Origin of the sequence: Neisseria sp. S1, assembly GCF_048060015.1 — a bacterium.
GTDB classification, from domain to species: domain Bacteria; phylum Pseudomonadota; class Gammaproteobacteria; order Burkholderiales; family Neisseriaceae; genus Neisseria; species Neisseria arctica.
Window position 1 is genome coordinate 22,957 of the sequence record NZ_JBLUPI010000004.1, and the last position, 20,220, is coordinate 43,176.

The window sequence follows — 20,220 nt, forward strand, 5'->3', positions numbered from 1 at the left end:
CATTGTGCTTTTTGCCGATGTTGCAGATAATGCTGCGGCTTAACACTAAAATATACTTTACGTTTCCAAAATATGTCTCCTACTTCCAAACAACCCGACCCGCAACGCTATCTGCTGATTTGGCGTTGGCACTTTTATGCCGGCATGCTGGCTGCCCCGTTTCTGATCATTTTGGCCGTAACCGGAATGCTGATGATGCTGTTTGCCAATATCAGCGGCAAAGACGGCGAACGGCAAACCGTTACCGTACAACAAACAGTCAAGCCGCTGTCCCAACAAGCTCAGGCTGCATTAGACAAAATAGACCCGGCCCAAGGTATGGTCGCCCAATACATCGCTCCGAGGGCCGACAATATGGTAGCGGTTTTCAGAGTAAACGACGGCGATGGCAATGCCACGATGGTGGCAGTTAATCCCTATACCGCCACTGTTGTCGACACCTATCCGCGTAACCAAAGCATTTACCACCTGCTCGACAATATCCATGGTGATCTGCTGATCGGCACTGCCGGCGACTTTATAATGGAAGCGGCCGCCTCTCTTACCATTCTGCTGATTCTCACCGGAGCCTATCTTTGGTGGCACAAACAGCGCAGCCTTAAAGCCATGCTGTTACCCGAAATGGGGCGTAAGCGTGTCTTTTGGCGCAGCCTTCATGCCGCAGTGGGTAGCTGGGTATCGGTTATGCTTTTGCTGTTTTGCCTTTCCGGTTTGGCTTGGGCCGGCATTTGGGGCGGCAAAATGATACAAGCATGGTCTCAATTTCCGGCTGGCAAATGGGGAGTGGAACCCGTGCCGCTCTCCTCCTTAACACATGGCGATCTTAACGGCGGCTCCACCAAAGAAATTCCGTGGGTATTGGATTTGACTCCCCTTCCCGCCTCGGGCAGCACCAAAGGTTCAGACGGCATCGATATTGATAAAGCACCGCTTACTTTAGATACTGTTGACCGCTTTGCCCGCGAAATCGGCTTCAAAGGCCGCTACCAACTATATCTGCCCAAGGGAGAAACCGGCGTATGGACACTCAACCAAGATTCGATGAGCTACGACAGCCCCAACCCGACAGCCGACCGCACCGTACATATCGACCGCTACAGCGGCAAAATTTTGGCCGATATTTCTTACGATGATTACAATTTCATCGGCAAATTGATGGCAGTCGGTATTGCCCTGCACATGGGTACGCTGGGTTGGTGGAGCATAGCCTTGAACGTCGTATTCTGCTTGTCTGTCGTATTAATGTGCGTCACCGGTATGATCATGTGGTGGAAACGGCGCCCTCAAGATGCCGTCGGGTTAGTACCGCCTGCACAAGGAAGACCACTACCCTCATGGAAAAGCGCAACATTTATCTTACTGGCCATTGCGCTGATATTTCCGGCCGCCGCTATAGTCATTGCCGCTATCTGGCTGCTTGATAAACTACTGGTATCTAAAATTCCGTTTTTGACACAACGCTTGAAATAAAGTACCTCGGGGCTGCTCCGACTAATCCGGAACAGCCCCGAAACTTACATACTCAAAATAAATCTGTAAAAACCGGAGCGGCAAGCAAAACAGTTTAATTACCCACATACCGATAACCGTTTACCACTGTTAGCACTTTGGTACACTTTTTCCAACAAACCCAATACCTTTTCTACCTGAATAGGGGTAACGGCCAAGCCCGCCCCTTCATGCAACACCTGATACAAATTGCGGTAAAAAGCCCCATAATCTCCCGATACACTAGGTATCAGGCAGCGAACTACTTCACCGTTTACCACCGTGTGCAAAATACCCTGCTCCGCTTCACTCTCCACATTCCAACCGGGCTTTACCGCCGCACCCGATACCAATAATGCCTCTTGGTTGTCCGCCTCATGCTTCACATACGAGCCTCTCTTACCGTGCAAGCTGAAAAAAGGCCCGGCCTCACGCATATATTTTCCGGCAGTAACACACACCTTCTTACCATCTTGATAATAAAGCTGAATTTGAAAATAATCGTCGCTCAGCGCACCTTCATGCTGGTAGCGCACATCGGCATAAATTTCTGCAGGCATACCGAACAAATCTACCGCCATATCCACCAAATGTACGCCCAAATCATACACTAGCCCCACACCTGCACCGCCCGTTTCTTTCCAAAGTTTTTTGTTCAAACCTTCGGCATAGCGTTCGAAACGGATATCACAATCAACAATCTCACCCAAACATCCCTCCGCCAATAGTTTTTTTGCCGTCAGCGGCGCGCTGTCCCAACGGCGGTTTTGATAAACCGTTAACACAACGCCCTGCTTTTCAGCTAATGTCGTAAGTTCCGCCGCCTCGGCAGCCGTCGCGCATAATGGCTTTTCCACCACTACATGCTTGCCGGCTTCTAAAGCCTGTTTGGCAAACTCAAAATGTGTTTGGTTAGGCGTGGTAATCACGACCAAATCGACATCATCGGCAAGCAGGCCGGTAAATTCACGCACCGTTAATGCATACGGCAATTTCTCACGCGCCCTGTCCGTGCTACGCTCGAATACACGCACCACTTCAAAACGGCCGTCTGCCCGCCAAAACGGCAGATGAAATACCTGAGCCGACATACCGAACCCCGCCAATCCGATTTTTACCTTTCGTGCCATAATAAATCCTTACATTTACTACCGTATTTGAAACCAAGCCTACTCTAACGCACTTCAAGCACGCCCGAAAGCCGATGAAAGCAGTTATAATGCCAACATTCGCATCAAACCGTTTTCAGACGGCCTTGCATAAAAAGGAATAAACACATGAGAAAACCGCAACGGGGCTATGCCCGAGTCGACCGCGTTAAAGAACAAATTATGCGCGAATTGGCCGAACTCGTCCGTACCGGCTTAAAAGATCCGCGCGCCGGCTTCATCACCATCAATGATGTTGAAGTTACCCGCGATTACAGCCACGCCACCATCTACTACACCGTGCTTGACGACAACACCCGCGAGGTAACTGCCGAGGCACTCGAACACGCCAAGGGCTTCTTACGCAGCGAGCTGAGCAAACGTATTACCGTATTCCGCACGCCCGAACTGCACTTCAAATATGATGAATCGGTAGAACGCGGCATGAGCATTTCCCATCTGATTGATGAAGTAGCCAAAGAAAAGCCGGTAGACGACTAACCTCACCCCACAGGCCGTCTGGAACTTTTCAGACGGCCTTTTTTGACTTATCCGCCAATGAATACACCCGCAAAAACAGCCAAACGCCCCGTAAACGGCGTATTACTGTTGGATAAGCCCCAAGGCCTGTCCAGCAATACCGCCCTGCAAAAAGCCCGCCGTCTCTACCGTGCCGGAAAAGCCGGCCATACCGGCGTACTCGACCCGCTGGCTACCGGCCTGCTACCTGTCTGCTTCGGCGAGGCTACCAAATTCGCCCAATACCTGCTGGATGCCGACAAAGCCTATACCGCCACGCTCAAACTCGGCGAGGCCAGTAGCACAGGAGATGCCGAGGGCGAAATTATTGATACCGCCCGCAGCGATATCAGTCTCACAGAATTCCAAGATGCCTGCACCGCACTCACGGGCGCGATACGTCAAGTGCCCCCTATGTTTTCAGCTCTCAAGCACGAAGGCAAACCGCTCTACGAATATGCCCGCAAAGGCATCGTTATCGAACGAAAAGCCCGCGACATTACCATCTATGCCATTAACATCCGTGAATTTACTGCCCCCCAAGCCGTAATAGATGTGCGGTGCAGCAAAGGTACCTACATCCGCACCCTTTCCGAAGACATCGCCAAACACATCGGCACCTTCGCCCACCTCACCGCCCTGCGCCGTACGGAAACCGCCGGGTTCGCCATCGATCAAACCCATACGCTTGAAGCACTCGAAGCATTAAATGAAGCCGAACGCGATGCACTCCTACTGCCCTGTGATGCCTTGGTGCAACACCTACCTCACATAATATTGGCAGAGAATGCCGTTACAATGCTCAAATTCGGCCAACAACCCGCCTTTAAAAACAGCGATCTGCCAACCGATACCCCTATCCGCATTTACAGCGAAAACGGTGAATTTATCGGCTTAGCCGATTATTTGGCCGACAAAGGCCGTCTGAAAGCCCTTCGGCTGATGAACACCGCCTCATAATTTTTACCCCGTATACATTCAACATTTTCCGAACGCAACATATGCAAAACCGGAAAATTTATGGCATAATTCGCATCCTGCCTTTTTCGGAAGCCGCATGCTCCCGTAATTAGCAGATACAGGAGTTTGCACAGGTTTCGGCTTGGCAAACTTGTCCGAACCGAGAGGTTCATTTTATTTTCGGAGTTTTAAAATGGCATTGACCGTAGAACAAAAAGCACAAATTATCAAAGATTTCCAACGCAAAGAAGGCGACACCGGTTCTTCTGAAGTACAAATCGCATTGTTGACTTTCCGCATCAACGATCTGACTCCCCACTTCAAAGCAAACGCTAAAGACCACCACAGCCGCCGCGGCCTGTTGAAAATGGTTAGCCAACGCCGCCGTCTGCTGGCCTACTTGCGCCGTACCCAACCGGATACTTACCGCAACGTCATCACCCGCTTGGGTCTGCGTAAATAATTTTATTTGTGCAAAAATACCGCTCTTATTAAGAGCGGTATTTTTTATGGCCTGAGACCCGTCAATATTTCCACATCAGAGACAAACCACCGACCACCATTCATAAAATCATAAAAAAATATCAAAATTGTATTCATCAAGGGCCTGCCCTAGATAACTAGGGGTATTTGAAAAAATTTAAAATAATCCTGATGAAAAGCCACTTAAGCCGATACAAACAAACCAAGCTGGCCGAACTATTCGTTGCAGGGGCAACAAACCGCACCGTAACTATGCAATGTAAAAATAAGGCCGTCTGAAATATATTCAGAAACATATAATTAAATTGTATGGCTTATAGCCAAATCTACAATTTACCGCATATCGCCCAAGCCAAATTCCATCTTTCATGATCACATACGGCAAACTATACAAGCCTTCGAATTTTCCAGGGGATTTATCATTTCCTATCCGGCTCTTCCGTATCCGAAATTTTCTTGCCGATTCATTCTACCGCCACCATAAATCAAATGCCGCCTGAAAAATTTTCAGACGGCATTGTATAAAATATATACACAAAATCAGGTCTTCGGTAACGTTACACCCGTTTGCCCCATATATTTGCCGTTACGGTCTTTATAAGAGGTTTCGCATACTTCGTCGCTCTCGAAAAACAAAACTTGGGCAACGCCTTCACCTGCATAAATTTTCGCCGGCAGCGGTGTGGTATTGGAAAACTCCAAAGTCACATAACCTTCCCATTCCGGCTCGAACGGGGTTACGTTAACAATAATACCGCAACGGGCATAAGTCGATTTGCCCAAACATACGGTCAACACATTGCGCGGAATACGGAAATACTCCACGGTTCTCGCCAATGCAAACGAATTAGGCGGGATAATGCAGCAATCGTCTTCTACCGTAACGAAGTTTTTCGGATCAAAGTTTTTCGGATCGACAATCGTGCTGTTGATATTGGTAAAAATCTTGAATTCATTGGCACAACGGATATCATAACCATAGCTTGAAGTACCGTATGAAATAATTTTTTGCCCGTTGACTTCTTTAATCTGATTAGGCTCAAACGGCTCAATCATGCCGTATTCTTCGCTCATTCGGCGAATCCATTTGTCGGATTTAATGCTCATTTTCTGTTTCCCTGCGGATAAGTCCCGCCAAGCGGGAAAATAGCGTTTATTCTATGGAAAATCGGCAGCGCGCGCAATCATACACGCTGCCGCCTTATTTTCAGACGGCCTAAACTGGTTTATTCCTGCCAGCCGCCCAAATACGATACCAACTCGCCTATCATAGTGCTCAAAGCTTCGCTCATCAAAATCTGCGAAGCAAACGCAAAACTGGCGGCATCATCGCCGTGGTTTTCAGCTTCTTCCTGTAATACGTCTAAATATTGTATACGTTTGAGAGTGAAATCCTGGGTAAGGATAAAACTGATCTGATCCCGCCAAGTCAGCCCCAATTGGGTAACGGTTTTACCGTTTTTCACATGTTGCACCACCTCATCGGCGGTCAGATCCTGCTTGGATACTTTTACGGTCGGTACCACATCGCCCGTACCTTTCAGCTCGCAATCGCTATCCAACTCAAACCCGCCTTGCGCACTGCCTTGCAACAGCCATTCCGTCATCAAGCTTGAGGGAGACTGCTTGGTATTGGGCAGGCTGGCTTCCAAACCGCCCAAGGCTTCACGCAATTTAGTCAACATAGTTTCCGCTTTTGCCGAAGCGGCATTATTGATCAACAAAAAGCCGTGCTTAGTATCAAAAACCGCCTGAATACGGCTGCTGCGGGTAAAGGCACGCGGCAGCAGATCATCAGTAATCTGCTCTTTTAGCTCTTGTTTTTCTTTGCGTCCGACATTACGCGCTTCAGCATTCTGGATATCGGCCACGCGTTCTTCCAAAATATCGCGGATTACACCTGCCGGTAATACTTTTTCTTCTTTTTTCAAGGCCACCAACCAAGTGTAGTCGGCCGGGAAAACCGGTTCGGGTGAAAAAGATACAGGGGCGGCAAAACCCTCGCTAAACCAGTCCAAACCCATACAAGGGGTAAACTCTGCCTCTGCCAGCTTGGCCGCCAGAGTTTCCAATTGGGGCAATTTTTCAAGATTGAGCGGGTAAAAACTGATTTGCTTAAACCACATAAGGGCATCCTTTATTATTTCTTTGTCCAAACCGCCGTATTATACAGCAAACCGCCAAGCATCCTGCCCTTGCCTTCAGACAACTTCAGCCCAATCCCCACGCCTAACACAATATTTCCGCTATTTCCCTATTGACGAAATAATAATGAATCTGTATAGTTCTGCCTTCGGTTACGCGCCCATCGTCTAGAGGCCTAGGACACTGCCCTTTCACGGCGGCAACCGGGGTTCGAATCCCCGTGGGCGTGCCAGATTTCAAAAAACGCTTTTCATAACGGAAAGCGTTTTTTACATTTTTCAGACGGCTCGTGCTGATTATTTTATAATCCAGCCTTATTTGCCACTACACACCTTCACTCATCATGAGCCATTCTCTCGTTTTACAGCATCCCGATATCGCCTCCTACACACTCGGTGGTTTACCGGCAACCACACCCTACGCACCCGGTATCGTACGTATCGCAGTTGAGCCTGATTACACCCTGCCCGACCCCATAGCTGCCGAACTTACCCGCCAACAGATCGATTTCGGCATAGTACCCGATATGCCCTTCAACGAATTGGGATTGATTGTCAGCGATATGGATTCCACGCTGATTACTATTGAATGTATTGACGAAATTGCCGCCGGTGTGGGCCTAAAAGACCAAGTTGCCGAAATTACCGAAAGCTCAATGCGCGGCGAGTTGGATTTCGAACAATCGCTTCGCCGCCGTGTCGCTTTGCTCAAAGGCTTGGAAGAGGGCGTATTCCAAGAAGTTTACGATCATGTTTTACAGTTTTCGCCCGGTGCGGAATATCTGATTGAAGAGTGCAAAAAAAATCAGGTGAAATTTATGCTGGTATCGGGCGGTTTCACATTTTTCACCGACCGTTTGAAAAACCGGCTCGGCCTTGATTACAGCTATGCCAACACGCTTGAAATAGTAAACGGTAAGCTGACCGGACGCTTGCAAGGGCGTATTATCGATGCCCAAGCCAAAGCATCACTACTGGCCGAATACCGTGAAAAACTGGGTTTGAGAAAGGAACAGGTTTTAGCCATGGGAGACGGAGCCAATGATATTCCGATGCTTCAAGAAGCCGGCATCGGCATTGCCTACCGGGCCAAACCCAAAACCCAACAAAATGCCCGTTTATGTATTAACCACTGCGGCTTAGAAGCCGTGCGAGGTTGGTTCCTCTAATTATCAAAAACATTATCGTATTGCTTAATAAAAAATGCCGTCTGAAAATTTTCAGACGGCATTTTTTATTTTTGCGGTACAACATTGGACGATTGTTAAAAATAATTTGTTGCGTTATATCTTTTAATGTGAGGCTATTCCATAACTTACAAATCAAGTGCTTTAAAAAAGCAAATATTTTAATATCATAAGCACATAGCAGTTAAAGCATAACATATATGCCATATATAAAACCGATCAACGCACCATAAAATTCCCTACAGCCACAAGATTGTCATACTGAGTTTCTAAAATTACATTGAAACTTAACCTATAGGATTTTCCCGCCATGACATTCAAAACCTGTAAATCTGTTCTCACCGCTACCGTCTTACTCGCAATAGCACAATATACCTCGGCCGCTGCTATTGAACACCCTGCCATATTGGCCGGCCATGCTATATTACCTGCCGAATCCTTTATACAAGCCCCCTCCGATGCCCCTAAAGTATTGAAAAATACGGGGAAGTTCACTACCAACAAGCGAACAGAAAAATTAAACAGCATTGAAGGCTTTTCGGATAATCGCCCGACAGGTGTATTTTTACCTTTTGACGGGCAACCGCTTCAAGGACATTCCAGCATTACCAAAATGGCCGACGGCAGTTATTGGGTTTTGACAGATAACGGCGCAGGAAACCGAAAAAATTCGCCGGATTTTATGCTATACCTCACCCGTTATCATATCGATTTTAAAAACCACACTTTCTCTCCGCTTGAAACCATTTTTTTAAAAGATCCCGATAAAAAAATCCCTTTCCATATTATTAACGAATCCACCGAAACCCGTTATTTAACGGGTGCTGATTTTGATCCGGAGAGCCTACAGATTATCGGAGACAATATTTGGATTGGCGACGAATTCGGCCCTTACCTTATCCAAGCAGATTTGACGGGCAAAGTATTGAATATTTTTGAAACCGAAGTTAACGGAAAAGTTATCCGATCACCGGAACACTTCAGTTTACAATCACCGGCCACCCCGGCCTCAAAGATGAAGTTTGAAGTCAACCGCTCTAAAGGTTTTGAAGGAATGGCGGCTTCTGTGGATGGGAAAATATTATACCCTCTGTTGGAAGGAGCCCTATGGGATGCCGATAAAAATAGCTATGAAAACGACAATGGAAAAAATTACCTGCGCATCTTAGAGTTTGATGTAAAAAAACAAAAATGGACGGGTAATTTCTGGAAATACCCGCTGGAAGACAATGGTAATGCTATTGGCGACTTTAATATGATTGATACAAACCGTGCTTTAATCATAGAAAGAGACAACGGAGAGGGAATCGCCGAAAAAGCCTGTAAGCCGACGGATAAAGATACTACCCGCTGTTTCAGCAATCTCCCTAAATTCAAACGGGTATATTTAGTTAGATTCGGCAAAAACAATATAGGCCAAAACGTGGAAAAATTAGGTTATATCGATCTGCTCAATATTCAAGATCCGGATAAAATCGCCAAGAAACCACTAAGCGAAGGCGTATTTAAATTTCCATTTTTTACGATTGAAAATGTCGATATAGTCGATGACAAACATATCATTGTTGGCAACGATAACAACCTGCCATACTCCAGCAGCCGAGATCCGAATAAAGCAGATGACAATGAGATGATTTTATTAAACGTTGAGTCGTTACTAAAATTGAAATAAAGCCATCTGAAAAATGCCGTCTGAAAATTTTCAGACGGCATTTTAATAAAAATATACCAAATTCAACGCGTATTATTCTTCTTCACCCTCGCTGCGAATTACCAGCAGCGGTAAATGGCTTTGGCGCATGACTGTTTCGGCGAAGCTGCCCATCAGTAGGTGCATCAAACCGGTACGGCCATGCGTACCCAACACCAACAAGTCGGCACCTTGCGAGTCGGCATAATCTACTAATTCCTGAGCCATCTCGCGCGCGCCTTTATTGGCTACCAGAAGATGTTTGTCTACATCGGTCACGCCTAAATCCTTAGCGGTATTGACCGCAAAATCCAATACTTCATGCCCTTGGGCCACGGCAGCGGCTTCATAGCTTTCATGCTGCAAAAATTCGGGAGCAAGTGCCATATATTCGGCAGGATTGGCCACATTGACCAAAGTCAGCTTGGTATTAATCGCCACAGCCAAGCCGGCCGCGTGTTTCAAAGCATTGAGTGCGGTGCTGCTGCCGTCTACCGCTACAACCAAATGTTTATACATATCTATCCTCCTGATTCATGCAGACTCAAAGAGCCGGCTGTCGTTGGCATAATTGGGTTTCACCCCTTTCTTTGCAGTATAATACGTTCCTATTGTTTTGCCAGCTGTTATTTTATTGGTTTTTGATTTATCACAAGGTCATTTTATGCTTGATCATCCACCTGTTTCGGCCCGTCGTTTCGGCGGTATTGCCCGCCTTTACGGAGACGAAGCACTACGGCGTTTTGCAAATGCCCACGTTTGCGTGGTCGGGGTAGGCGGAGTAGGCTCGTGGGCAGTCGAAGCATTGGCACGTTCAGGCATAGGCAAACTTACCTTGATTGACTTGGACAATGTTGCCGAATCCAATGTTAACCGCCAGCTTCACGCACTTACGGATGATTTCGGCAAAGCCAAAGTCAGCGCACTCGGAGAGCGGATTACCCAAATCAACCCAAGCTGCCACGTGGTAGAGATTGAGGATTTTGTAACCCCTGAAAACCTGCCTGAAATTTTTTCCGAAAAATTTGATTTCGTAATTGATGCGATTGATCAAGTTCGTGTAAAAGCCGCTATGGCTGCCCATTTTGTCGCCCAAAAGCAGCCTTTTATTATGAGCGGAGGAGCCGGCGGGCAAAAAAATCCGGCCCTTATCCGCACTGCCGACTTAAGCCGTGTTACCCACGATCCGCTGTTGGCCAATCTTCGCTATACTCTGCGCAAACGCTACGGTTTTTCACGAGATACCCAAGCCAAAATGCGCGTACCCTGTGTTTATTCCACCGAAAACGTTACCCCGCCCCAATCGGGCGAAGCCTGCGCTACCGATAGCGCCCCTCAAGGTTTATCTTGCGCCGGTTACGGTGCCAGCATGTTGGTAACCGCTTCGTTCGGCCTATATTGTGCGCAAGCCGCCATCGACCATATTGCAGCCCATGAATAAGCCAGCCGTCTCTGCACCGCCCTCATCCCCCGAAAATGCCGTCGCATGGATTTTCGGCCAACCGGTAACCGATTTACCGCAAGATTTGTTTATACCGCCCGATGCGCTTAAGGTGGTACTGCACAGCTTTCAAGGCCCGCTCGATTTGCTGCTGTATCTTATCCGCAAGCAAAATATTGATGTGCTAGATATTCCGATGATCAAAATCACCGAACAATATCTGCACTATATCGCCCAAATGGAAGCCCATCAGTTTGACTTGGCCGCCGAATATCTGCTGATGGCCGCCGTACTGATAGAAATCAAATCCCGCTTGTTGCTGCCTCAGCCCGAAAGCATTGAAGACGAAGAAGCTGCCGACCCCCGCGCCGAATTGGTACGCCGCCTGCTTGCCTACGAACAAATGAAACTGGCGGCACAAGGTTTGGACGCTCTGCCGCGTGCCGGCCGTGATTTCGCATGGGCATACCTGCCGCTTGAAATCGCCATTGAAGCCAAGCTGCCCGATGTACAAACCGCCGACCTTACTCAAGCCTGGCTGGCTATTCTCTCCCGCGCCAAACACACGCAAAGCCACGAAGTGGTGCGCGAAGCCATTTCCGTACGCGCGCAAATGAGCAGTATTTTGCGTCGGCTGCGCCAAGGAAGCTGCTTGTTTCACGAATTATTCAAGCCCGAACAGGGCATTGCCTATGTTGTTGTTAACTTTATCGCCTTACTCGAACTGGCTAAAGAAGGCTTGGTACGCATCATCCAAGACGAAGGCTTCGACACCATCGAAATCCACCTGCAAGACGGTAGCGAAAAATTCGAAACAATGCTTTCAGACGGCAACGACACGGCGCCTCTCTGAAAGTTAAGCACAAAAACTTAATACAAATAAAAATAATACTGTTACTGCAAAGGATAAATCATGCCGCAAAACCCCGAAGTCTACCGCTATCTCTCCGAACATTACCTAACCTTGCCGCACTGTCTCGATATCGGCTTGAAACTCGAACACACCGGCAACCGCCAAACCATTTTAAGCATTGCCAACCGTGCCGATTTGGTCGGACGCAACGACAGCCACACCATACACGGCGGCGCGGTATGCGCCCTAATCGACGTTGCCTCTGCTTGTGCCGTTGCCGCCCACCTGCCCGATTACGAAGCGCTTGCGACACTGGATATGCGCATCGATTATATGCACCCCGCCCGCAACGACCGGCCCGTATTCTGCCGCGCCACCTGCCACCGTTTGGCCGGGCAAGTCGCTTTCGTCCGTACTCGCTGCTATCAAGACGATCCGAACGATCCCATCGCTCTAAGTACCGCCACTTTCATGCGTACAGCCCTCTCGGATGAGCAAAAACAGCAGCTGCATAACTTTTTCAGCCGACATGCCGGTCAATCGTACCAACGCTTTCCGCCTCCGTCTCCGGCGACTCCCGACTTCACCGCAAGCCAACCCGAGCCTGCCGAATCATTAATGCCCTATGCCGCATTTATCGGCCTGCAAACCGGCCAAGACGCCCAAGGCCGCCGTATTTACGCCCTGCCCTACAAACCCGAGCTCATCGGTAACGTTTTCCTACCCGCACTGCACGGCGGCTTGATCGGCGGTTTTATGGAAAGCTGTGCGGCACTTTATCTGTACGAACAAGCCGGGCTCACCGAAATACCCAAAATGATTAATTTTTCTATCGATTACCTGCGCTCCGCCCGCCCTGAGGCCGCTTATGCCCGCTGTATTCTTACCCGCCAGGGCAGCCGCATAGCCAATCTTTCGGTAGAAGCTTGGCAAGCAGACGAGTCAAAACCTTTCGCCATTGCCCGCTGCCATTTCCAAATGCCGGAATAAACCGTTCTTCAAAACCAATTTGTTGTTTGCAGGCCGTCTGAAAACTTTTGCAGTTTGCAGTCTCTTCATATTCTTTCAGACGGCCTTTTCCATGCTGATACGATACTTAACTGAGACAAATACTTGCAGCTAAACATGACTTCCTATCCGGTACATACCCAAACTCCGTAAAACGTGGTTTAATAACATCATTGCAACCGATAAGAATCATTCTCATGCCGCACGCTCCCATTATCCATTCTCTCTTAGATACTGATTTATACAAATTCACCATGCTGCAAGTAGTGCTGCACCAATTCCCGCAAGCACACGGCGTGTATGAATTCCGCTGCCGGAATAATGATCAAACGGCCTACCCGCTGGCCGAAATAAAAGATGAACTTGAACGCGAACTTGATGCCCTATGCGAAGTCAAATTTAAAGAAGACGAGCTCCAATATCTGCGCGATATGCGTTTTATCAAAAGCGACTTTGTCGACTATCTCGAGCTTTTCCAGCTCAAACGCCGCTTTATTACCGTTTCCACAGACAGCAAAGGCCGTCTGAACATCAAAGTAGAAGGCCCGATTATCCAAGCCATGTTCTTTGAAATTTTCACTTTGGCAATCGTGAATGAACTCTACTTCCGCCGCTTGGAAACACCCGAAATCCTCGCCGAAGGCGAGCGCCGCCTTCAGGCCAAAGCCGCCCTGCTCCAAGAACTCGATAAGCAACAAAAACCCGAAGATCCTCCGTTCCTGATTTCCGACTTCGGCACCCGCCGCCGCTATACGCTGGCTTGGCAGGAGCATGTTCTCAAAACCCTTCATGCCGCCGCACCCAATATCGTACGCGGCACCAGCAATGTTTACCTTGCCAAAAAACTCGGTATCACGCCCATCGGTACGATGGCGCACGAATTTCTACAAGCCTTTCAGGCATTGGATGTCCGCCTGCGCGACTTTCAAAAAGCTGCTCTCGAAGCGTGGGTACACGAATACCGTGGAGACCTTGGCATCGCCCTGACCGACGTAGTCGGTATGGATGCCTTCCTGCGCGATTTCGACCTATACTTCGCCAAACTTTTCGACGGCCTGCGCCACGACAGCGGAGATCCTTATGTATGGGGCGACAAAGCCTACCATCACTATAAAAAACTGAAAATCGACAGCCATACCAAAATGCTGACTTTCAGTGACGGCCTTAATATCGAAAAATCATGGGCGCTGCACCAATACTTCAAAGACCGCTTCAAAACCAGCTTCGGTATCGGCACCAACCTAACCAATGATATGGGGCTGACCACCCTCAATATCGTTTTGAAACTGGTGGAATGCAACGGCCAATCGGTAGCCAAACTCTCCGACAGCCCCGGTAAAACCATGACCGACAACGACACTTTCCTCGCTTATCTGCGCCAAGTGTTTGAAGTACCGGCTCCGCAAACAGATAACGTTAACGGCTAAAGCCGATCAAACTAAAAAAGCCGTCTGAAAATATTTTCAGACGGCTTTTTTATCGTACGGCAGCAACACTGTTCTAGCCCAAATCCAAACACAAATATTTCAATTCCAAATATTCATCTACCCCGTATTTGCTGCCCTCTCGTCCCAAGCCGCTGGACTTGATACCGCCAAAGGGTGCAACTTCGTTGCTGATTAATCCGGTATTGATACCAACCATGCCATATTCTAAAGCTTCGGCCACACGCCATTGACGGGCAGCACTTTGCGTATAGATATAAGCGGCCAAGCCGAATTCCGTATTATTAGCGGCAGCTACGACGTCTTCTTCATGCTCGAATTTGAATACCGGGCAGAGCGGGCCGAAGGTTTCTTCGTGTGCGACTTTCATGTCGGCAGTTACGCCGCCCAATACCGTAGGCTCGAAAAACGTTCCTCCCAAAGCGCTGCGTTTACCGCCTGCCAAACATACGGCGCCTTTCTCTAGAGCATCGGCAATATGCTCCTCTACTTTGCAGACGGCTTTTTCATCAATCAACGGCCCTTGGCTGACGCCCTCCTCCAAACCGTTACCCAATTTGAAACCGGATACTTTCTCTGCCAATTTCCGGCAGAATTCATCATAAACTGCCGCATGGGCGTACACGCGGTTTGTACAAACACAGGTTTGGCCGCTATTGCGGAATTTACTTGCAAGCAAGCCTTCAACCGCCTTATCCACATCTGCATCGTCAAAAACGATAAACGGCGCATTACCGCCCAACTCCAAGCTGAGTTTTTTAATCTGCCCTGCAGATTCGGCAAAGATTTTCGCCCCTACTTCAGTAGAACCGGTAAAACTGATTTTGCGTACGGTTTCATGATGGGCAAACACACCGCCTATTTCCGATGCACTGCCGTTCACGACCACAAATACATCTTCCGGCACGCCTGCTTCGTAAGCCAACACGGCTTGCGCATAGGCGGAAAGTGGGGTTTGGCTGGCAGGTTTCACCAACATGGCACAGCCCACTGCCAAAGCCGGAGCTGCTTTACGGGTAATCATCGCCGCAGGGAAATTCCACGGTGTGATAGCGGCAGTCACCCCGACCGGCTGTTTCAACACCAGCATTTTCTGGTTTGGCTTCACACTCGTAAGAATATCACCGTCTATACGGCGGGCTTCTTCGGCAAACCAGCGGATAAAGCCGGCGGCATAGTCAATCTCGCCGCGCGACTCGGTCAGGCTTTTTCCCTGCTCCATAGTCATGATACGGGCAAGGTTTTCTTTATTTTCTTTCAGCAGCCGGTACCAACACCATAAAATATCGGCACGCTCTAAGGCGGTTTTCGCCGCCCACTGTTTTTGTGCAAGTGCGGCCTTTTCAATCAAACCGTTTAAAGCCGCTACACCAGTTTTCCGTACGAAAGCAATCGTTTCGCCGGTAGCCGGATTAGTCACTTCCAAGCCGTCTGAAATTTTATCGAAACTCACATCAGAATGTTGCAGCAACTGCTCTATGGTTTTCATTTGAATTCCTCATACTGATTATCTGTATATCCGCCGCCTGCCTCAGACGGCCTGCTGCTCTCAACCTCGTGCCCGAGAAATCGCTTGCGCCAACACCGCCAAGCCTTTATCGAAAGTATCATCTTCAATCGTCAGCGGGTAGAGGAAGCGGATAACATTACCGTGGGCGCCGCATGTAAGTAAGAGCAATTGTTGGTTCATGGCCTCTTTCTGCACTTTGGCGGCAAATTCACCGTTCGGATTTTCATCATCACCGAATTCAACCGCCACCATTGATCCCAGACCTCGGATTTCGGTGATTTCAGGCGCGTTCAAATCTTTTAGGAATGTCGTCAGCCGCTCGCCCAAAACTTTTGAGCGATTGCATAATTTTTCTTCCTCAATCACATCCAATACCGCCAAAGCAGCCGCTATGCCCAACGGATTTCCCGCATAAGTGCCGCCCAAGCCGCCTTTGCGCGGAGCGTCCATAATCTCTGCCTTACCCGATACACCGCTCAATACGAACCCGCCCGCCATACTTTTGGCCATGGTCATGATATCGGGCTGTACATCATAGTGTTCCATAGCAAACAATTTGCCCGTACGCGCAAAACCGGCCTGTACTTCGTCGGCAATCATCACGATACCGTGTTCGTCGCAAATCTTACGAACCGCACGCATAAATTCGGGCGGGCAAACATTAAAACCGCCTTCACCCTGCACCGGTTCCAAAATAATCGCCGCCACATCATGCGGGGTGATATCGCTTTTGAAAATACGCTTGATGCTTTTAACGGCATCCTCAACGCTGATATTCTGGGTAGAGACAGGATACAGCGCATGAAATACACCTGCGGGCATGGCACCGAAATCGGCCTGATACGGCATCACTTTCCCGGTAAGTGCCAATGTCATCATTGTGCGTCCGTGAAACGCGCCGCCAAAAGCAATAATGCCGTTACGCTTCGTATACGCGCGCGCGATTTTAACGGCATTCTCCACCGCCTCGGCACCGCTAGAGAAAAACTGGCTTTTCACCTTACCTTGGATCGGCACCAACCGATTGATGCGCTCTGCCAATTCGATATAGCTTTGGTACGGCACGACCTGGAAAGCCGTATGGGTAAAGCGGTCAAGCTGATCGGCTACGGCAGCGGTCACTTTCGGATGGCGGTGCCCGGTGTTTAATACGCCGATACCGCCTGCAAAATCGATAAACTCACGGCCGTCTGCCGAAACAATGACTGCATTGTCGGCACTTTCGGCAAACCAATCGCATAATACGCCTGCCCCATTAGGCATTGCCTCGCGCATTCTCTCAAGCCAATCATTCATACCCCTACCCTCCTTTAGTTATGTGTTTCAACGGCATTCATACCAACCTTTCGGCAAAAGCCATTTCTGCCGCATTTATCTTTCCCAGATAGTCCGTCAGATAGTAAATTCAAACAAATAGCGTTGTCAACTAATGTAAAATCAAATATTTAGCTAAAAATATATAGATTTGCATACAATTTCAGACAAAATCCCGAATCTGCTTTAAGCCGCATCGAAACAATAAAAAAGCCGTCTGAAACTTTGAGTTTCAGACGGCCTTATCAACATCAGGGTTTAACGTTTTTCCAAAATTACCGAACCGATAGAATAACCCGCTCCGAAGCTGGACAACACACCGATACTGCCGATCGGCAGGTCCGCATGATGAAGATGCAATGCAATCACGGATCCGGCAGAGCTGGTATTGGCATAACTATCAAGAATAATCGGCGCTTCTTCTGCGCTTGCGTCACGACCCAATACACGGCGGCTGATTAATTCGTTCATAGTGCGGTTTGCCTGATGCAGCCAAAAACGCGCTACATTTTGCGGTTTGATTTGATTTTCGGCCAAATGGGCAACAATATGTTCACCCACTGCAGGGCAAACTTCTTTAAATACCTTACGCCCGTTTTGTACAAACAATTTATCCGCCGCCATCGGATCGGCATCCATTTCACAACGGTTGATAAAACCGAAATTATTGCGGATATTATTAGAAAACTGGGTCCACAGCTTCGTTCCGACAATACGGAATCCCTGCCCCTCCCGGGCCAGGTCATCTCGAACAACCACCATCGCCGTAGCGGCATCTCCAAAGATAAAGTGGCTGTCGCGTTCGCGGAAATTCAAATGCGCCGAGCAAATTTCCGCATTCACAATCAATACGCGCGAAGCCGAACCGCTTTTCACCGCATCGGCTGCCGTTTGCAGAGCGAATGTAGCCGACGAACAGGCAACATTCATATCAAAAGCAAAGCCACCGCAGCCCAAGGCCGTCTGAATTTCTACCGCCATAGCGGGATAAGCACGCTGCATATTGGAATTGGCTACCAACACCATATCGATATCGGCAGCTTCTACGCCGGCGTTTTCCAGTGCCTCTTTAGCTGCGGCAACGCCCATTTCGGCCTGTACCGACAACTCTTCGTTGCTACGCTTGGGAAACTGCGGACACATGATATCAGGATTCAAAATGCCTTCTTTATCCAATACGAAACGGCTTTTGATACCGGATGCCTTTTCAATAAATTCACTGCTTGATTCAGCCAAAGGCTCCATCGTGCCCTCAGCAATTTCATCGGCATGCCGTTCATTAAAGGCCGCAACATAGCGGTTAAAAGTTGCCACCAGCTCATCGTTGCTGATCGCGTTAGACGGGGTGAACAAGCCGGTGCCGCTCAATACGGCTTGGGGTGCAGACATGGTTTCTCCTTTACCAATCACCATTTCATAAAATATCCGCCATCATATCACGATTACCTAATAAATCCTTAACCTGCAAAAGAATGTTTATTCTAATAAAACCGCGCCATACCAACCGGCAGAAACTGCCTGCCGCACAACCTTTTGAAATCAAGCCGCCTCCATATGGTAAAAATCCCGGCAAAATTTCCCACCCTCTATGCCTCCGGAAACATTAACGCTAAAATAATCTCTGCAACAAACCATAAGAAAATGATTTACAAAGGAAACCAAACCATGAACCACTTTCCCCCGCAGATCAAAATACCCGCCACCTATATGCGCGGCGGCACCTCTAAAGGCGTATTTTTCAAACTCGACGATTTACCCGAAGCAGCACGCACGGCAGGTGCTGTGCGCGACAACATCCTTTTGCGCGTACTCGGCAGCCCCGATCCTTACGGCAAGCAGATAGACGGTTTGGGTAATGCCAGTTCGTCTACCAGCAAAGCCGTAATCCTCAGCAAATCTTCACGCCCCGGTCATGATGTCGATTATTTGTTCGGTCAAGTTTCTATCGACAAACCGTTTGTCGACTGGAGCGGCAATTGCGGCAACCTTTCCGCCGCCGTAGGCGCATTTGCCATTCATGCGGGCTTTATTCCGCCCGAGCGCATCGCTTCAGACGGCATCTGTATGGTTACGATCTGGCAGGCGAATATTCAAAAAACCATTGTGGCTCATGTTCCCGTTTGTAACGGCGAAGTACAGGAAACCGGTGATTTCGAACTAGACGGCGTAACCTTCCCCGCCGCAGAAATCCAACTCGAATTTATCGACCCTGCAGATGAAGGAGAAGACGGCGGAGCCATGTTCCCGACCGGAAATTTGGTTGACGACCTTGAAGTACCCGGAATCGGTACTTTCAAAGCTACTTTAATCAATGCCGGCATTCCCACCGCTTTTGTCAATGCCGCCGATATCGGCTATCGCGGTACCGAGTTGCAAGATGATATTAACAACGACCCGGAGGCCTTGGCACGTTTCGAAACTATCCGCGCCCACGCAGCATTAAAAATGGGATTGATTCAAGACCTTGCCGAAGCCGCCACCCGCCAACACACACCTAAAATCGCCTTTGTCTCACCGCCGCAAAGCTATAAAGCTTCCAGCGGTAAAGACGTAGCGGCAGCGGAAGTCGACTTGCTGGTTCGCGCTTTAAGCATGGGCAAGCTACACCACGCCATGATGGGAACTGCTGCCGTTGCCATCGGCACGGCCGCCGCAATCCCCGGTACTTTAGTGAATGCGGCGGCAGGCGGAGGCAACCGCGAGGCTGTACGCTTCGGCCACCCTTCGGGTACACTGCGCGTCGGTGCGCAAGCTGTTGAACGCAACGGCGAATGGACGGTTACCAAAGCCATCATGAGCCGTAGTGCACGCATCATTATGGAAGGCTTTGTCCGCATACCCGATCCTAATCAGTAGTAGGCAGTCTGAAAACGGCTCTGCCTATGCAGAGCCGTTTTTCATAAAGCTTAACCGTTCGGCCAAATTTACCATCTTAAAATATCTTATTGATATTCATACGCTTGTAAATATCCCTTTTATCTCCCAAGCCGACAACCTCTATCAATTTTTCTGATGGCAGCAATCCACAGA

General features: G+C 48.7%; 18 protein-coding genes and 1 tRNA gene. 12 read left to right on the top strand and 7 right to left on the bottom strand.

What is annotated here, in order from left to right; translation table 11 throughout:
• Positions 1 to 72 precede the first annotated feature (72 nt).
• The gene (locus ACEPPX_RS03965) at positions 73 to 1,470 is read left to right on the top strand and encodes a PepSY-associated TM helix domain-containing protein (RefSeq protein WP_416623027.1); all 1,398 of its coding nucleotides are present in this window, start codon (positions 73 to 75) and stop codon (positions 1,468 to 1,470) included.
• Between the two features lie 98 nt (positions 1,471 to 1,568).
• Here the strand turns inward: ACEPPX_RS03965 and ACEPPX_RS03970 are convergent, their stop codons facing one another.
• Positions 1,569 to 2,618 (bottom strand): Gfo/Idh/MocA family oxidoreductase, encoded by a 1,050-nt coding sequence (locus tag ACEPPX_RS03970; protein ID WP_416623028.1) that lies wholly within the window; start codon positions 2,616 to 2,618, stop codon positions 1,569 to 1,571.
• Positions 2,619 to 2,765: 147 nt separating this feature from the next.
• On the opposite strand from ACEPPX_RS03970, the gene rbfA reads away from it, so the two are divergent.
• The 3 genes from rbfA to rpsO all read left to right on the top strand — a co-directional run bounded on the left by rbfA (position 2,766) and on the right by rpsO (position 4,578).
• The gene (rbfA, locus tag ACEPPX_RS03975; protein WP_047759881.1) at positions 2,766 to 3,137 is read left to right on the top strand and encodes a 30S ribosome-binding factor RbfA; all 372 of its coding nucleotides are present in this window, start codon (positions 2,766 to 2,768) and stop codon (positions 3,135 to 3,137) included.
• A gap of 57 nt (positions 3,138 to 3,194) precedes the next feature.
• Positions 3,195 to 4,115: a tRNA pseudouridine(55) synthase TruB gene (gene truB, locus ACEPPX_RS03980; protein ID WP_416623029.1), complete on the top strand. Its 921-nt coding sequence runs from the start codon at positions 3,195 to 3,197 to the stop codon at positions 4,113 to 4,115.
• Positions 4,116 to 4,308: 193 nt separating this feature from the next.
• Positions 4,309 to 4,578 (top strand): 30S ribosomal protein S15, encoded by a 270-nt coding sequence (gene rpsO, locus ACEPPX_RS03985; protein WP_047759883.1) that lies wholly within the window; start codon positions 4,309 to 4,311, stop codon positions 4,576 to 4,578.
• A 560-nt stretch (positions 4,579 to 5,138) separates the two neighbouring features.
• Here rpsO and dcd read toward each other — a convergent pair.
• On the bottom strand, positions 5,139 to 5,705 hold the full coding sequence (gene dcd, locus ACEPPX_RS03990) for a dCTP deaminase (protein ID WP_047759884.1): 567 nt from the start codon (positions 5,703 to 5,705) through the stop codon (positions 5,139 to 5,141).
• A gap of 119 nt (positions 5,706 to 5,824) precedes the next feature.
• Positions 5,825 to 6,724, bottom strand: coding sequence for a recombination-associated protein RdgC (locus ACEPPX_RS03995; protein ID WP_416623030.1), 900 nt, complete (start codon positions 6,722 to 6,724; stop codon positions 5,825 to 5,827).
• 175 nt (positions 6,725 to 6,899) lie between these two features.
• Here ACEPPX_RS03995 and ACEPPX_RS04000 point away from each other — a divergent pair.
• From ACEPPX_RS04000 to ACEPPX_RS04010, 3 genes are all read left to right on the top strand, one after another.
• Positions 6,900 to 6,975, top strand: a tRNA-Glu gene (locus ACEPPX_RS04000).
• 111 nt (positions 6,976 to 7,086) lie between these two features.
• On the top strand, positions 7,087 to 7,911 hold the full coding sequence (serB, locus tag ACEPPX_RS04005; RefSeq protein WP_416623031.1) for a phosphoserine phosphatase SerB: 825 nt from the start codon (positions 7,087 to 7,089) through the stop codon (positions 7,909 to 7,911).
• A gap of 328 nt (positions 7,912 to 8,239) precedes the next feature.
• Positions 8,240 to 9,601, top strand: coding sequence for an esterase-like activity of phytase family protein (locus tag ACEPPX_RS04010; protein ID WP_416623032.1), 1,362 nt, complete (start codon positions 8,240 to 8,242; stop codon positions 9,599 to 9,601).
• Positions 9,602 to 9,673: 72 nt separating this feature from the next.
• Here the strand turns inward: ACEPPX_RS04010 and ACEPPX_RS04015 are convergent, their stop codons facing one another.
• Positions 9,674 to 10,138, bottom strand: a complete 465-nt coding sequence (locus ACEPPX_RS04015; protein ID WP_047759888.1) for a universal stress protein — start codon at positions 10,136 to 10,138, stop codon at positions 9,674 to 9,676.
• Positions 10,139 to 10,283: 145 nt separating this feature from the next.
• Between ACEPPX_RS04015 and ACEPPX_RS04020 the strand changes: the two genes are divergently transcribed.
• The 4 genes from ACEPPX_RS04020 (at position 10,284) to pncB (ending at position 14,348) form a co-directional block, all read left to right on the top strand.
• A complete protein-coding gene (locus ACEPPX_RS04020) occupies positions 10,284 to 11,060 on the top strand; it encodes a ThiF family adenylyltransferase (protein WP_416623033.1) in 777 nt (258 codons plus the stop codon).
• Positions 11,053 to 11,913, top strand: a complete 861-nt coding sequence (locus ACEPPX_RS04025) for a segregation and condensation protein A (protein WP_047759890.1) — start codon at positions 11,053 to 11,055, stop codon at positions 11,911 to 11,913. Before ACEPPX_RS04020 ends, ACEPPX_RS04025 begins: the two co-directional genes overlap by 8 nt.
• Before the next feature lie 60 nt (positions 11,914 to 11,973).
• Entirely contained in the window at positions 11,974 to 12,903 is a 930-nt protein-coding gene (locus ACEPPX_RS04030; protein ID WP_416623034.1) for a PaaI family thioesterase, read from the top strand.
• 215 nt (positions 12,904 to 13,118) lie between these two features.
• A complete protein-coding gene (gene pncB, locus ACEPPX_RS04035) occupies positions 13,119 to 14,348 on the top strand; it encodes a nicotinate phosphoribosyltransferase (protein ID WP_416623035.1) in 1,230 nt (409 codons plus the stop codon).
• A gap of 73 nt (positions 14,349 to 14,421) precedes the next feature.
• Here pncB and ACEPPX_RS04040 read toward each other — a convergent pair whose 3' ends face one another.
• The 3 genes from ACEPPX_RS04040 to ACEPPX_RS04050 form a co-directional block, all read right to left on the bottom strand.
• Positions 14,422 to 15,855 carry an NAD-dependent succinate-semialdehyde dehydrogenase gene (locus ACEPPX_RS04040; RefSeq protein WP_416623036.1) on the bottom strand — a complete coding sequence of 478 codons (1,434 nt, stop codon included), beginning with the start codon at positions 15,853 to 15,855 and terminating at the stop codon, positions 14,422 to 14,424.
• 60 nt (positions 15,856 to 15,915) lie between these two features.
• A complete protein-coding gene (gene gabT / locus ACEPPX_RS04045; RefSeq protein WP_416623037.1) occupies positions 15,916 to 17,172 on the bottom strand; it encodes a 4-aminobutyrate--2-oxoglutarate transaminase in 1,257 nt (418 codons plus the stop codon).
• A gap of 276 nt (positions 17,173 to 17,448) precedes the next feature.
• Positions 17,449 to 18,579 carry a beta-ketoacyl-ACP synthase III gene (locus ACEPPX_RS04050; protein ID WP_416623038.1) on the bottom strand — a complete coding sequence of 377 codons (1,131 nt, stop codon included), beginning with the start codon at positions 18,577 to 18,579 and terminating at the stop codon, positions 17,449 to 17,451.
• Positions 18,580 to 18,855: 276 nt separating this feature from the next.
• On the opposite strand from ACEPPX_RS04050, the gene prpF reads away from it, so the two are divergent.
• On the top strand, positions 18,856 to 20,046 hold the full coding sequence (gene prpF, locus ACEPPX_RS04055; RefSeq protein WP_416623039.1) for a 2-methylaconitate cis-trans isomerase PrpF: 1,191 nt from the start codon (positions 18,856 to 18,858) through the stop codon (positions 20,044 to 20,046).
• Positions 20,047 to 20,220: the final 174 nt, after the last annotated feature.

Coding starts and splice junctions, on each gene's coding strand:
- rbfA (WP_047759881.1), top strand. CDS start 2,766: ATGAGAAAACCGCAACGGGGCTATGCCCGAGTCGACCGCGTTAAAGAA.
- prpF (WP_416623039.1), top strand. CDS start 18,856: ATGAACCACTTTCCCCCGCAGATCAAAATACCCGCCACCTATATGCGC.
- ACEPPX_RS04015 (WP_047759888.1), bottom strand. CDS start 10,138: ATGTATAAACATTTGGTTGTAGCGGTAGACGGCAGCAGCACCGCACTC.
- ACEPPX_RS03965 (WP_416623027.1), top strand. CDS start 73: ATGTCTCCTACTTCCAAACAACCCGACCCGCAACGCTATCTGCTGATT.
- truB (WP_416623029.1), top strand. CDS start 3,195: ATGAATACACCCGCAAAAACAGCCAAACGCCCCGTAAACGGCGTATTA.
- serB (WP_416623031.1), top strand. CDS start 7,087: ATGAGCCATTCTCTCGTTTTACAGCATCCCGATATCGCCTCCTACACA.
- ACEPPX_RS04030 (WP_416623034.1), top strand. CDS start 11,974: ATGCCGCAAAACCCCGAAGTCTACCGCTATCTCTCCGAACATTACCTA.
- ACEPPX_RS04020 (WP_416623033.1), top strand. CDS start 10,284: ATGCTTGATCATCCACCTGTTTCGGCCCGTCGTTTCGGCGGTATTGCC.
- ACEPPX_RS03970 (WP_416623028.1), bottom strand. CDS start 2,618: ATGGCACGAAAGGTAAAAATCGGATTGGCGGGGTTCGGTATGTCGGCT.
- dcd (WP_047759884.1), bottom strand. CDS start 5,705: ATGAGCATTAAATCCGACAAATGGATTCGCCGAATGAGCGAAGAATAC.
- ACEPPX_RS04040 (WP_416623036.1), bottom strand. CDS start 15,855: ATGAAAACCATAGAGCAGTTGCTGCAACATTCTGATGTGAGTTTCGAT.
- ACEPPX_RS04050 (WP_416623038.1), bottom strand. CDS start 18,579: ATGTCTGCACCCCAAGCCGTATTGAGCGGCACCGGCTTGTTCACCCCG.
- ACEPPX_RS04025 (WP_047759890.1), top strand. CDS start 11,053: ATGAATAAGCCAGCCGTCTCTGCACCGCCCTCATCCCCCGAAAATGCC.
- gabT (WP_416623037.1), bottom strand. CDS start 17,172: ATGAATGATTGGCTTGAGAGAATGCGCGAGGCAATGCCTAATGGGGCA.
- rpsO (WP_047759883.1), top strand. CDS start 4,309: ATGGCATTGACCGTAGAACAAAAAGCACAAATTATCAAAGATTTCCAA.
- ACEPPX_RS03995 (WP_416623030.1), bottom strand. CDS start 6,724: ATGTGGTTTAAGCAAATCAGTTTTTACCCGCTCAATCTTGAAAAATTG.
- ACEPPX_RS04010 (WP_416623032.1), top strand. CDS start 8,240: ATGACATTCAAAACCTGTAAATCTGTTCTCACCGCTACCGTCTTACTC.
- pncB (WP_416623035.1), top strand. CDS start 13,119: ATGCCGCACGCTCCCATTATCCATTCTCTCTTAGATACTGATTTATAC.